The 15,120-nt window shown below is 44.1% G+C and carries 8 protein-coding genes; all 8 read left to right on the top strand.

The genetic code is table 11. From position 1 onward, the window contains the following. Positions 1 to 9: 9 nt before the first annotated feature. A complete protein-coding gene (locus tag DOZ58_RS09215) occupies positions 10 to 996 on the top strand; it encodes an alpha-ketoacid dehydrogenase subunit beta (RefSeq protein WP_371414208.1) in 987 nt (328 codons plus the stop codon). Between the two features lie 12 nt (positions 997 to 1,008). Further along, entirely contained in the window at positions 1,009 to 2,931 is a 1,923-nt protein-coding gene (locus DOZ58_RS09210; protein ID WP_111888015.1) for a 2-oxo acid dehydrogenase subunit E2, read from the top strand. Between the two features lie 192 nt (positions 2,932 to 3,123). Further along, positions 3,124 to 4,581 carry an IMP dehydrogenase gene (guaB, locus tag DOZ58_RS09205; RefSeq protein WP_111888014.1) on the top strand — a complete coding sequence of 486 codons (1,458 nt, stop codon included), beginning with the start codon at positions 3,124 to 3,126 and terminating at the stop codon, positions 4,579 to 4,581. 8 nt (positions 4,582 to 4,589) lie between these two features. Continuing rightward, positions 4,590 to 6,137, top strand: coding sequence for a glutamine-hydrolyzing GMP synthase (guaA, locus tag DOZ58_RS09200; RefSeq protein WP_111888013.1), 1,548 nt, complete (start codon positions 4,590 to 4,592; stop codon positions 6,135 to 6,137). A gap of 236 nt (positions 6,138 to 6,373) precedes the next feature. Beyond that, the gene (locus DOZ58_RS09195; RefSeq protein WP_111888012.1) at positions 6,374 to 6,967 is read left to right on the top strand and encodes a DUF1819 family protein; all 594 of its coding nucleotides are present in this window, start codon (positions 6,374 to 6,376) and stop codon (positions 6,965 to 6,967) included. Between the two features lies 1 nt (position 6,968). Further along, positions 6,969 to 7,544 (top strand): DUF1788 domain-containing protein, encoded by a 576-nt coding sequence (locus DOZ58_RS09190; protein WP_111888011.1) that lies wholly within the window; start codon positions 6,969 to 6,971, stop codon positions 7,542 to 7,544. A 167-nt stretch (positions 7,545 to 7,711) separates the two neighbouring features. Next, positions 7,712 to 11,281 (top strand): BREX system P-loop protein BrxC, encoded by a 3,570-nt coding sequence (gene brxC / locus DOZ58_RS09185; protein ID WP_111888010.1) that lies wholly within the window; start codon positions 7,712 to 7,714, stop codon positions 11,279 to 11,281. 12 nt (positions 11,282 to 11,293) lie between these two features. Beyond that, positions 11,294 to 14,935, top strand: a complete 3,642-nt coding sequence (gene pglX / locus DOZ58_RS09180; protein WP_111888009.1) for a BREX-1 system adenine-specific DNA-methyltransferase PglX — start codon at positions 11,294 to 11,296, stop codon at positions 14,933 to 14,935. Positions 14,936 to 15,120 lie beyond the last annotated feature (185 nt).

Below are 15,120 nucleotides of genomic sequence, written 5' to 3'. Positions count from 1 at the left end.
ACAAGTGATATGACAAGAATGACCTACCGCGATGCCATCCGTCTGGGAATCACCGAAGAAATGCGACTGGATCAGGATGTCATTTTTTTAGGTGAAGATATTGGTCTTTACGGCGGTGCCTTTGGGGTGTCAAAGGGCTTGCTGGAAGAGTTTGGCGAAGCACGAATCCTGGATACTCCGATTTCGGAAGGAGCCATTGTTGGGACCGCTGTCGGCGCAGCAACGACCGGGTTGCGACCAATTTGCGAAATGATGTTTATGGACTTTATTACTCTGGGGTTGGATGCCCTGGTTAATCAGGGTGCTAAAATGCGCTATATGTTTGGCGGTCAGGCCCAGGTACCGATGGTCCTGCGGCTTCCGGCTGGATCCGGTACCGGGGCGGCAGCGCAGCACAGCCAGAGTCTGGAAGCCTGGTTATGCCATGTGCCGGGATTAAAGGTGGTGACCCCATCGACCCCAGCCCAGGCAAAAGGGCTTATTAAAGCGGCAATTCGGGACAATAACCCGGTCTGTTTTATCGAGCATAAAATGCTCTATGATACGGTGGGGCTAGTTCCTCTGGATGAAGATTACACCCTGGAAATTGGAAAAACCGTTGTCGAGCGAGTTGGCAAGGACGTGACCATTGTTGCATATGGTACCATCTTGGGCAAAGCCATTGAAGCCGCCGAATTTTTAGAGGAAGAAGGGATTATGGTGGAAATTCTTAATCCCCTGACCCTGTATCCGATGGATATGAAACCCATTATTGAATCGGTTATTAAAACCGGTTGTCTGATTGTCGCCCATGAGGCCGTTAAAACCGGCGGGGTTGGTGGCGAAATCGTCGCCCGGGTGGTCGAAAGCGAAGCCTTTGACTACCTTACCGCACCGATTATCCGTTTGGGCGGTCTGGATGTCCCGATTCCTTTTAATCAGGAATTAGAGGCAGCAGTGGTACCCCAGCGAAACGATTTTGTTCATGGAGTCTATCGTCTCCTTAACCGGGAATAGGGAGTTGGCAGAATGATGGAAAATGAAATAATCTTACCGAAAGAGAATTTAGATATGGCAGCAGCAGATCGTGAACAAGCAACCAAAGAGATGACAAATAAAGATCAAGGGGAAGTAAACCGGGAAGAAAATCTGGAAGAAAAACTCACTACGGTGCTTGAGGCGCTGGAAAAGAATCTGGAAGAGGCCATTAAAGAAGGTATCAAAACAGAAGAGATCAAAACAGAAGAGATCAAAGAACAACCTGCGGAAGTTATTCCGGGAATCATCAAGGATGAAGAAATAAAAGAGTCACAGGAAATCTCTGATGCGCCAGATCCCCGAGCAGGAAAGCTCAGAGCAACCCCAGCGGCAAGACGAATTGCCCGGGAATTTAAGGTGGAACTTCAAAAGGTCACCGGCAGTGGACCAAATGGAAGGATTGAAACCGATGATGTTAAGAAGCTGGTCGTGATTCAGCCGGGAACCTTTGAGTACAAATCAAAAGAACCGGTGGTAATCAAAACGAACCTGGACAATATCGTTGGGAACCCCAAAAACCTCTTTTCTACACCGGTGAAGCTGGAAGCGATTCCTGAAAAAGCGCCTCGCCCGCGCAAAAAATTAAAAGAAATGAATCATAAAATAGAAAAAGTGCCAAATCCAGCGCTGGACTTTGTTCCCTTTGTGGATGAAGACGATGAGCGGTTAAAAGCAGAAGAAGCGGAGGTGGTGACAAAAATTTCAGAATTGGATTTTGTACCGTTTGTCGATTTAAAAGCGGAGCCGCTACGGGAAGAAATTATTGTTAAACCAACGCCGATGCATCTGCTTTATGAAAGTGAGCAGGAAGATCTGAAGCGCAAATCCCGGGGCCAGCAAAAAAGAAAGCCGGTTCAGGACGAAAGCAAGGCGACAGAAACCAGCGAGCAAGTTGTTGCTGAACCGACGCCGGAAGAAAAAAATACCGAATGCCAATCCAGCAACATCCAGGCACCGGAACTAAAAGAAAATCAGCCAGCGCATGTTTTGCTTGAAACGGACGAAAAAGAAGTTCTTGAGCCCAAAGTTACTGAGCCCAAAGTTACTGAGCCCGAAAAGGTCAAGCAGATGGTCGAGCAAAAAATAGAACCTGAGGCAGCGGTTGCCATTGTTGAAAAAACTGATGAAATCATAGAATCGCCAGCTGAGATAAGCGGTGCGACTGTTCAAGAACTTACTGAGGAACCGGAGATCACTAAAGATCATCACAAAAAAAACGCGCAAGAAAGTACAGAAAAAAATAGGGTCAGGACGGTTCGATCTAAAGCGATTAACAGGTATAGGATAAAAAACAACGAGGAAACACCAGTCATCAGCCTAACCACAGAAATTGATATGACCGAAATTAAGGAGCTTAGAAAGAAGATCACTAAAAAAATTGAGGAACAGGCCAGATATCGTTGCACGTATACGGATTTTCTACTCCTGGCAACCTCTCGGGCACTGGTTACACATCCGCTGATCAATGCCAGACGGGAAGACGATGCAGTGGTTGCTCACGCCCATGTCAATATGGGTTTAACCGTCGAAGCCGAACATGGATTTATTGTACCGGTGATCCCAAACACTCAGTCAATGAGTTTTGTGGAAATTGTCAAAAGCCGGGGTGATCTCTTAAAAGCCGTTAAAAACAATCACTTGCCCGAAGATCAGAACAGCACCTTTACGATTACCAACCTGGGGATGTATGGGATCCGGGAATTTACGGCAATCATCAATCAGAGCAACAGTGCCATCCTCAGCGTTGGAGAAGTGGTTCAACGGATCCGCATTCATCAGGGTGAACCGGTGGTGCGATCGGTGATGAAAATCAGCTTAAATCTGGATCAACGGGTTGCCAATGGGGTGGACGGAGCAAAATTCCTTCGCGATATCAAGGCGGACATGGAGAATCCGTCACTTTTATTGTTTTAGTGTGTAAATTTATCAAAATAGCGAAAAGATAACGTTACCAAAAAAATAAGTATTGTCACATTTAAGCAAATTGTGTTAGACTAAACAGCATAATAAAGATTACAGAACTTACATGAAGCAGATGAAAAGCAATGGCCAATTGTCTGCTTTTTTTGTATCTAAGCGAGAGTTGAATTCGAAAGGAGTACAAGGTTGGAGAAGATATTAAAGGAAGGCATTACCTTTGATGATGTATTGTTAATCCCGGGGAAATCAGAAGTGTTACCAGGCGACGTCAACACCGGCACCCATCTGACAAAAAAAATTGCGCTGAATATTCCGATTATGAGCGCCGGTATGGATACGGTTACCGAGGGACGACTGGCGATTGCCATGGCGAGAGAAGGCGGCATCGGGATTATTCACAAGAATATGACCATTGAAGAGCAGGCTTTTGAAATTGATAAGGTTAAACGTTCAGAAAACGGGGTTATCGTGGATCCGTTTTTCCTGTCACCAGAACATAATATCGGTGATGCGCTGGAGCTGATGTCCCGTTATCGGATTTCCGGCGTTCCGATTACGATTGAAGGAAAATTGGTCGGAATCATCACCAACCGGGACCTGCGTTTTGAAAGTGATCCTAAAAAGAAAATCAAAGACGCGATGACGAAAGATAATCTGGTAACGGCGGAAGAGGGGACTACTCTGGAAAAAGCCGAGGCCATTTTAAAACAATACAAGATCGAAAAGCTGCCAATTGTGGACTCTGAAAATAATTTAAAAGGTTTGATCACCATTAAAGACATTGAAAAGAGTATTAAGTATCCAAACGCCGCTAAAGACTATCGGGGGCGGCTGATCGTTGGTGGTGCTGTCGGAATTAGCAGTAACACCTTTGAACGGGTAGCAGCACTGGTAAAAGCTCAGGCTGATGTCATCGTGGTGGATACTGCTCATGGTCACTCTATCGGTGTTATTAAAACGGTCGCAGCAATCAAGGAAAAATATCCTGATGTTCAGCTCATCGTGGGAAACATTGCGACTGGAGCCGCCGCTAAAGACTTAATTAAAGCAGGCGTCGATGCCCTTAAGGTTGGGATTGGCCCCGGTTCCATTTGTACGACTCGGGTTGTGGCCGGGATTGGCGTGCCCCAAATCACCGCGATCTTAGATGTGGTTGAAGTCGCCAAAGAACATGGTATCCCTGTCATTGCCGATGGTGGGATTAAGTATTCAGGGGATGTGGTTAAAGCCATTGGTGCTGGTGCTGATGTGGTTATGATCGGGAGTCTTTTTGCCGGCACCGATGAAAGCCCGGGAGAAACCATAATTTACCAGGGTCGCAGCTTTAAAACCTATCGGGGGATGGGATCTTTAGGCGCCATGAAAGATGGCAGCTCGGATCGCTATTTCCAGGAAGGCCAGAAAAAATTGGTTCCCGAAGGCGTTGAAGGTAAGGTTCCCTACAAAGGACCGCTAGCCGATACCGTCTACCAATTGGTGGGTGGTCTTCGTTCGGGAATGGGTTATTGTGGATCGGCGACGATTAAAGATTTAAGAGAAAAATCGCAGTTTATAAAAATAACCAGTGCGGGTTTGATTGAAAGTCACCCCCACGATATTTCCATCACCAAAGAATCACCTAACTACAATAGCGCTCAATTTTAGGAGAATTTATGATAACAAAGCATTACCAAGATGAAATCATCCTCATTGTGGATTTTGGAGCACAATACAATCAACTCATCGCCCGACGAGTTCGTGAAGCCAGAGTATATTCTGAGGTTGTTCCTTATGATATTACCCCCGCTGAGATTCGCAAGAAAAATCCCAAGGGGATTATCTTCACTGGTGGACCGTCTAGTGTCCATGAAGCAGGAGCACCTCTTTGTGATCCGGAAATTTATAACATGGGGATTCCTATTTTAGGGATCTGCTATGGCGCGCAGTTAATGGCTGAGCAATTAAAAGGCATCACTGATTCGGCCGATATTCGGGAGTATGGTAAAAAAGCCCTGAAATTTGAAACAGACTCCGTGCTGTTTAAAGATATTCCTGATGGATCGACCTGTTGGATGAGTCACACGAACTATATCCAGACGATCCCGGAAGGATTCTGCATCACTGCGACGACTGATTCCTGTCCGACTGGAGCCATGGAATGCCAGGAACGCAAGCTCTATGCAGTACAATTCCATCCCGAAGTGGAACATACCAAATATGGTAAAGAAGTTTTAAATAACTTTATCTATCATGTCTGCGGATGTGAAGGTTTATGGACTATGCATAACTTTGCTCAGGAACAGATTGAAGCCATCAAGAAGCAGGTTGGCGATCGTCGGGTGTTATGCGCCCTTAGTGGCGGGGTGGATTCTTCCGTTGCGGCAACCCTGGTTCATAAGGCCATTGGGGACAAGTTGACCTGTATTTTTGTGGATCATGGTCTGCTTCGCAAAGATGAAGGCGATCAGGTTGAAGCGATCTTTAAGAAGCGCTTTCATATGAACTTTATCCGGGTGAACTGCGAAGAACGTTTCCTTGGTAAACTGGCAGGTGTCAGTGATCCGGAGCAAAAACGAAAAATTATTGGAACGGAGTTTATCCGTGTCTTTGAAGAAGAATCAAGTAAATTAAACGATATCGATTTTCTGCTACAGGGAACCATCTATCCTGATGTCATCGAAAGCGGTACCAAAAATGCAGCGGTCATCAAAAGTCACCACAACGTTGGCGGACTGCCGGATGATGTCGATTTTGAACTAATTGAACCCCTGAGAAACCTGTTTAAAGATGAGGTTCGGGCTGTCGGGGAAGAAATTGGTCTGGATCACGATCTGGTCTGGCGGCAACCCTTCCCGGGGCCAGGTCTGGCCATTCGAGTCATGGGCGATATCACCAAAGAAAAACTGGAGATCTTAAAAGAAGCCGATTTTGTCTTCCGGGACGAAATCGCTAAAGCCGGTCTGGATGAAGAAATCTGGCAATACTTTGCGGTATTGCCGGGAAACCGCAGTGTTGGGGTTATGGGTGATGAACGAACCTATGACTACACCATCGGCCTGCGCGCCGTGACCTCAGTTGACGGGATGACCTCCGACTGGGCCCGCATTCCCTATGATGTTTTAGAAAACATCTCCACCCGTATTGTCAATGAAGTGAAGCACGTCAGTCGAATTGTTTATGACATCACGAGCAAACCGCCTTCGACGATTGAGTGGGAGTAATAGGGATAAGAACAGTTAATCAGGTTAAAATTGCAAATTAACGGTTTATAAGAAATAGGAACGTTACTATTTTAATATGGATAACAACGAGTAAGTGGTTATGATGTAATGCATGGAATTTATGCAATCATAGCCACTTTTTATTTGATTATTTTTATAACGATAACTTTATATTTATCAACAGTCAAAGAAGTGGTACAATAATAACACGACAAAAACCGAATTGGAGGGTGATCATGAAATACAGCGCCGGAATGGTTTCTAGCCTGTTTTGGCTCAGTGAAACCCGAAAAACTGCCAAGCTTTTAATGGTCGGGAATGACGTTCAGGCGATTCGGGTTCTCGCCCAGACAGAAAATATTTATCAGGTAAAAAACGAAACCCGGGCCCGTAAAATAGCTAACGTCATCGTGAAGCGTCTAAAAAGCCTGCCCGATGATTATTTGAAATTCATCGTAACCGGTGATATTGGCACCGCCAAGCTGATTATTCTGATTAGCATTATGAAGACCGATCTGCTTTTTTTTGAGTTTATTCATCAGGTTTATCGGCTGGCGATACGCTTAGGTGAGATGGCCATCACTGATCGGTCCATTAACAACTTTTTTGATGAAAAGAAACGGCAAAGTGAAACGGTAGCAGTTTGGACCGAAACGACCACCCAAAAATTAAAGCAGCAATATATAAAAAACCTTCTCGAAGCCGGGGTGATCCAAATCGTAACCGGCCAACGAAAAATCATTATCCCCCTGGTTGACTACAACTTGAGAAAACAACTGGAAGATCATGGCTTCACACCCTATTTGAATGCCATAACCGGAGAGGCCTAACATGAAAAAAATCGAAATCCGATTAGAGCAAATTGAGGCAAAAATCACCAATGATGATTTTTTAAAAAACAAGGGCCTGGGCAATGAAGTGGGCTACTACATCTTTGACTATCCCCCTCAGGACGAACTAAGGGTCAGGCAGCATATTGCCGATCTCAAAGCAAAAATCAATCAATCAACCAGCGGCCTAAAGATTGTGGAATACGATCTTTATAAACTGGTGATTGCGGTATTAAAAGAACGGGGCTATCTGGAAAAATGTTTCCAGTTCGAAAAAGCAAAAGGCCTGGACTATACCTATGAGGCCATTATCAAAATGCTTCGCCTCACTAGTAAGACCAATCTGCTGGTCAACCATATTATTGAGCATACCCCGCCCCATTCGGTAGTCTTTATTACTGGGGTGGGAAAATGCTATCCCATTGTCCGCTCCCACAATGTGCTGAACAATCTTCATCAGGTACTGGACTCCGTGCCAGTGGTGATGTTTTTCCCCGGTATTTATTCCGGCCAGGATTTACAGCTCTTTGGCACCATTAAAGATGATAATTACTACCGGGCCTTCAAACTCATTTGAAGCTACCCGCTGTAACTATATAAGTTGAGTTAAATCGTTAATGTAGGGGCGATTATTAATCGCCCGCACACTGCACGATGGCCAGTTCAATTTGCATAATTACTTAATTCAACGTATATACCTAAAACTTAAAAACGTGTTAAGCAAAAAAACTTTGGAGGAAAAAAATGCGTATTGCAGATATGTTTGTCAAACCCATTGATCGGGACATTAAAGGAGTCATTAAAGTCGGCCAGGACGACGATGCCAACATTTATCAGGAACTGGATGAATATGTAGTGACCAAAGAGTTGCAAAAACACTTCCGCAGCTTTTTCGAAAGCTACAAAAACGGCATTTCCGGCCATACTGATAAGATGGGGGTTTGGATTTCCGGCTTCTTTGGTTCGGGTAAGTCCCACTTTCTTAAGATTTTATCCTATCTGCTGGAAAACAAAGACGTCAACGGGAAAAAAGCCGTTGAGTTTTTTACCGATGGCAGCAAGTTAGACGATTCGCTGATTATGGCAAACATCCGTCTGGCCGAAAATGTGCCTTGCGACGTGATCCTCTTTAATATCGATTCTAAAAGTGAGTCCAACTCTAAATCCGCCAAAGATGCCATCATGGATGTCTTCATGAAGGTTTTTAACGAGATGCAGGGTTTCTGCGGTTCACTCCCCTTTCTGGCCGACCTGGAACGCAAACTCGCTGATGACGGAAATTTTGACAGCTTCAAAACCGCCTACCTTGAAGCTTACGGCAACACCTGGGAAGATACCCGGGAAGACTTCTATTTTATCCAGGACGAACTGGTGGCAGTTTTAGCAAAACAGGGGATTATGAGTGAAGAAGCCGCCCGAACCTGGTGTGAAAAATCAGCCGATACTTACACCCTCTCGATCGAAAAATTTGCCAGCCTGATTAGACAGTACTGCCACAAAAAAGGCAGCAATCATCATGTGGTGTTTATGGTTGATGAAATCGGCCAGTACATTGCGGAAGATCCCCGGCTGATGCTTAATCTCCAGACCGTCACCGAAAATCTGGGTACCGCCTGTGGGGGTAAGGCCTGGGTGGTTGTCACCAGTCAGCAGGATATTGATTCGGTGGTAGCTGTTAAGGGCAATGACTTTTCCAAAATTCAGGGCCGTTTTGATACCCGGCTCTCCTTGTCCAGCTCCAACGTGGATGAAGTGATCCGCAAGCGAATTCTTGAAAAAAACCAGGCCGGAATGGTGACTCTTCAGCTTTACTACGACCAAAAAGAATCAATAATCAAAAATCTGATTATCTTTTCCGGAGAAGTGGAAAAGAAACTCTATCGGGACCGGGACGAGTTCGCTGGGGTTTATCCTTTTATCCCCTATCAATTTAATCTGCTGGGCCAGGTTTTAACCGCAATTCGCACTCACAGCGCTTCCGGGAAGCATCTGGCCGAAGGGGAACGCTCGATGATTGCTCTGTTTAAGGAATCAGCCATGTCTCTGATGGAAGAGGCTGAAGGGGCCATTGTGCCTTTTTATACCTTTTACAACGCCTTGGATCAGTTTATCGACCACACCCATCGCATTGTGATTAAGCAGGCCGAAGAAAATACGCTGCTGGAATCCCAGGATGTGGAGTTACTTAAAATTCTCTTTATGATCAAGCACGTCAAAGAAATTAAAGCCAATACCGAAAACCTCACCACCCTGATGGTGTCAAACGTCGACGATGATCGGATCAATTTAAGAAAAAAAGTTGAAGTTTCTCTGGGCCGACTGATCACCCAGACGCTGGTTCAGAAAAATGGTGATATCTATATGTTTTTGACCAACGAAGAGCAGGATATTAACCGGGCGATCCAGAATGAAACGGTGGAAATGGGCGAAATCATCAACGAAGCCGCCGCCATCATCTTCCAGGAAATCATCAAAGAAAACAAGTACCGCTACAATAATCGCTATCATTTTCCCTATAACCAGATTGTCGATGGGCGCTATTTTAAAAACAACCAATCCGAAGAAATGGCGGTTCATATCATTACCCCCTACCATGAGGAGGACTACAAAACGGAAACACTCCGAATGCTGTCCGCCCAGAAACCCCAGGTGCTGGTGCAGCTCCCCGGGGATGCCACCTTTCTGGATGAAATCATGGAGACCTTAAAGATCAGTAAGTTTATGACCAAACAGGGCGTTGCCCTGGAAAAAAACTTTGGCAGCATTAAACGGGCCAAACAGGATGAGTTGATCGAAAAGAAACAGCGGATTCGAATTTTTATCGAAGAAGCCATTAAAAATGCCGCGATCTACGTGTCCGGCGATAAAACCAATATTCCGGCTAAAGACCCGGAAAGTCGGATTAGTGATGGCCTGGCTAAGCTGGTCAATACGCGCTACAATAAGCTTTATTATATGGAAACCCAGCCGCTGGCCTCAGATATTGAGCAGATATTCAAGTCAACCAATCAGCTTTCGATGGGAACAACCACCGCTCCGGCAGCCAATAATCTGGCCCTGGAAGATCTATTAAATGCCATTGAGCTACTGTCCCGGCACACCAAAATTTCATTAAAATCGCTGATTAAACATTTTTCCGAGGCTCCTTATGGGTTTATTGACTGGGATGTACGGTGGCTGGCGGCGATGCTCTTTAAGCAGGGAAAGGCCAGCCTGATTTTAAACAGCGAAACCCTGTCCCCGGTGGAAACGGACCCCAAAGAGTTGGTAAAGGTGATGACTAAACTTGAGTTTGCCGACAAACTTTTAATAAAAAAGCGGGAACATCCCACCGTCACCCAGATTAAATCGGTCAAAGAGGTGATGAAGGGTCTTTTTGCGATGACTGCCATTGATGATGAAGAGGACACCATCATGAAAACCTTCAAAGCAAGAGCGATCAGCAAATTAAGAGAAATCGATGCTCTTTTAATTGAATACCGGTTTGAAAAACGCTATCCTGGAAAGTCGGTGCTCTTAAATGGCAAAGCGATGCTGGAATCCATCTTGACGATAAAAAATGCTCTAATATTTTTTAAACATGTCCATGATCAGCGGGATGACCTCCTGGATCTGGGCGATGATCTGGAACCGATTATCAGCTTTTTTAACAGCGAACAGAAAAAGATTCTCAAAACGGCCTTTAAATATATGGATATCTATGAAAACAGCAAAAACTATATTGTCGATGAAGAGCTTAAAGACACTATTGAAGAAATCCGGCTGGTCGCTAAAAAGCCCAGCCCCTACAACGCTATTTTTAAACTGCCAGATGCTTTAAGCCGCTATGCCAAACGACATAGTGCACTGATTGCCGTTGAAGTTGAACCGATTCGGGAGCTTGTTTTAAATGACGAAAGGGAGGTGCTGGCACAGCTCACACCCACTGAAGTTAAAGAGAAATTTGAAAGCCACTATCTCAAAATCTTTCGGGAACTGATCGATAAGCTGGAAGGTTCCAATGAAATTGCCACGGTCAAAAACATCCGTTATGAAAGTGAAACGCTAAAAGAACGGTTTACGCATGAGATTGTCGCCTATAAAAATACCTTGGTGGTGGTTTATCCACCGTCGGAGTCGGGTGAGGTAGCGGTGAATGAACCGCCGGAGATCATTAAAACAACTAAAATCGTCAAGCTTAAAACGATGAAAATTCCTACCACCGTCACCATCGAAACTGAAAGCGATGTGGAAGCCTTTATCCAGACCGTTAAAAGCGAATTATTAAACGAACTCAACCGCAGTGATGATACGATCATCAATCTGACCATTTAAGGGAGCCCAGACATGAACAAGACCGCCATTAAAGATTTTGCCGTAACTGCGCGAAGAAAACTCCTGGCATCCGTTACGGACAAAGCCGGAATAATCGGAATTACAACCGACAGCATTACCACCGCCATTACCTCGGGGAATGGCTTTGCTGTCTTTCCCACGCACTTTGGCACTGAAACCACCCTTTCCGGAAAAGAACTGACCCAGCGGGAAAACCTGATCAGTCAGATCAAAGAAAAAGGTTATAACACGGTGATGGAAGAGGTGGCCTATACCTGGTTTAACCGAATTATCGCCATTCGCTTTATGGAAGTCAACGACTATCTTCCCACTAAGGTGCGGGTGCTGTCTTCAGAAACAAAGGATAAATTGGAACCGGATCTGGTCACCCAGGCGCCCGATATTGAACTGGGTTTAACCCCGGCCGAAAAGGACGAGATCCTGAGCCTGAAAATGAAAAATGACATGGACAATCTATTTCGGATGCTCTTGATTAGACAATGCAACGCCCTGGGGGGAATTCTGCCGGAGCTGTTTGAGAACACCTCAACAGCCAACCGGGATTATACCGAAATTCTCCTGGATATTGCTTACACGAAAGAAGACAGCGTGATTCGGGATCTGCTTAAGATTGAGGAGGCAGATTTTCTGGATGCGGTGGAGATTATCGGATGGATGTATCAGTACTACAATACCGAGCCCAAAGATGAAACCTTTGCGCTTTTAAAAAAGAACGTAAAAATTACCAAAGAGCGGCTTCCTTCGGCCACCCAGCTTTTCACCCCCGATTGGATTGTTCGGTATCTGGTGGAAAATAGTTTGGGACGTTTGTGGCTTGAGCATTGTCAGGCCGAAGCTGGAATGACAAATGAGTATTTAAATGGCAGCTATTTGGGCTGGAAATACTATCTGGAAGAGGCCGAACAGGAACCGGAGGTGATGGCACAGCTGGAAACCCTGCGCCAAGATGCTAAAAATCTCAACCCGGAAGACATCAAAGTGATGGACCCCTGTATGGGTAGTGGCCATATCCTCGTTTATGCCTTTGAAGTGCTGATGCAGATTTATGAAAGCTGTGGTTATACCCAGCGGGATGCCGCCAGACTGATTATTGAAAAAAACCTTTACGGCCTGGATATCGATGACCGGGCTTTTCAGCTGGCCTATTTTGCCGTGATGATGAAGGGGCGAAAATATAACCGTCGGATTTTAACCAGTGGGATACAAACAAATCTCTGTAGTATTCAGGAAAGCAACGCGATTAAAACGGAGTTGATCAGCTTTATTGCAGATGGGAATGAAAGTCTTTTAAAAGATACCCAGACACTTGTTGAGGTGTTTACGGATGCCAAAGAATACGGCAGTATTCTGGAAGTACCTGTCATTGATTTTGAAGCGCTGAATAAACGGGTCAACGCGATTAACGAAGCAGTTTATGACAATATTATGGATCGCATTATTCAGAATGATGTCAGGAATCACTTGATACCGCTGATCAAACAGGCGGAGATCATGGCACAAAAATACGATGTGGTGATTACCAACCCGCCTTATATGGGAAGCACTGGCATGGGCCTGAAGCTAGGAGACTATGTTAAGAAGCATTATCCGGATAGCAAGAGTGATTTATTTGCGGTGTTTATAGAATGTTGTGGGCAAATGTCAAAAATAAATGGTTATCAGGCAATGGTCACCATGCAATCTTGGATGTTCCTTTCAAGTTTCGTGAGATTGAGAGAGAATAGCATAAATAACACTTCGATTTCAAGTCTCATTCAAATTGGTTATAATAGTTTTCCCGAAATAAATTCTAAAGTTGCACAAGCGGTAGCTTTTGTAGTTAGGCGCACAGTCATAAGTAGGTATTCAGGAAAATATCTTGATCTAACAAATAATTATACTCAAATTTATGATAAAGAATTAGCATTTTTTGAACAGAAAAAAATGGGAGCATATTGTGTACAAAGTGAAATATTCTCGAAAATCCCTGGCAAGCCAATTGCTTATTGGGTAAGTGAAAGTGTTGTTCAGAATTTTAATAAAGGAATAAGTATACAGAGTATAAGTGATTTTACAGGCTCACAACATATTACGGCCGATAATGAAAAGTTTCTCAGAAATTGGTGGGAAATTCACTCATCGGAAATCAGAAATGATCACTGGAAGTTTTATGCAAAAGGAGGAGAATTTAGAAAATGGTATGGTAATTTGGAACTTATAGTTGATTTTTCGGATGAAGCATTATCATTTTATAAAGAAAATAAGACTTCAAACTTATTAAATGAACGTTACTGGGATCAAGAAGGTATTACCTATACTGAATTAACGAGTAGCATTAATACATTTAGGTATTTACCGCCTAAATGTATTTTTGATAAAAAAGGACCAAGTATTGTTAGATTAGAAAAATTAGAATATTGTTTGGGAATTTTAAATTCACCAGTTGCTAATATGTATTTCAAAGTGTTAAACCCATCAATAAGTACACAGGTAAGGGACGTTAAGAATTTGCCAATTATTATAGATAATGATAATAAACCATGCATTGATAAATTAACTCAACAAAATATTAACATAGCCAAAATTGATTGGGATAGCTTCGAAACTTCCTGGGATTTTAAATGCCATCCCTTATTAGAATTAGGCAGCGAAAATCGCTACGATGTATCATTCAAAAATGATGGCAAAGTTTTTCCAAAAGACAAAACTGATCAAATCCCATTCAAACACTCGCTTGCTTTAGCGTACCGCAATTGGCAAACCTTCACTGAAAACCAATTCGCCCAACTCAAAGCCAACGAAGAAGAACTCAACCGGATCTTCATTGAAATCTATGGTCTGGAAGACGAACTCACCCCGGAGGTGGAAGTCAAGGATGTCACCATTCGCAAGGCCGATCTGGGGCGGGATATCCGTTCTCTGATTTCCTATGCGGTGGGCTGTATGCTAGGGCGTTATTCACTGGATGCACCCGGCATTGCCTATGCCGGTGGGGAATGGGAAGTGGACAACTACACTACCATCATTCCAGATAAGGACAATATCATCCCCATTACCGATGAAGAATATTTTGATGACGACATGGTAGCCCGGCTGGTTAACTTTATCAAAGTAGTTTATGGAGACGCATCCCTGGAAGAAAATCTCGACTTTATTGCCGGGGCCTTGGGGAATAAAGGCAATACCTCCCGGGAGGTCATCCGGAATTATTTTCTCAAGGATTTCTATAAAGATCACGTAAAAATTTATCAGAAACGGCCGATTTACTGGCTCTTTGACAGTGGTAAAGAAAACGGCTTTAAAGCCCTGATCTATATGCACCGTTACGATCAGGACACGGTCGGGCGGGTACGAACCGATTACCTTCATAAAGTTCAGGCCAAACTTGAAGACATCCTTAACCACTGTAATATTATCCTCGCCAGTGAAGCCTCGACCAGCGAGAAAGCAGCAGCAGTAAAGAAGAAGGAAAAACTGATCAAACAATTGGCCGAAACGAGGCTCTATGACCAGGCCATCGCCCACATCGCCCTGAGCCGCATCCCCATCGATCTGGATGACGGGGTTAAGGTGAACTACGCTAAATTCCAGGAAGTGGAAGTCGCCAGTGAAGGAAAAAAAGCGGTTAGGGTCAACTTGCTGGCTAAGATATAAAGTCGAGTCTAAGGGTTTGGGACTGCTATAGTAGTCAAGTGATTAAAGATCGACTGTATCCATTATGGAAACAGTTGAAAATTTATAACCAGCTAAAACAGGATAACAAATAAAATATGCTACCAACATTTTCAGCCAGTGAATAATTTTCAGAAACTGAAAATGATGGTAGAATGTTCTAAATT

Source organism: Acetobacterium sp. KB-1 (assembly GCF_003260995.1).
Lineage (GTDB): Bacteria > Bacillota > Clostridia > Eubacteriales > Eubacteriaceae > Acetobacterium > Acetobacterium carbinolicum.
Note: the sequence above shows the minus strand (reverse complement) of the source record. Positions and strands in the feature narration are given on the sequence as shown.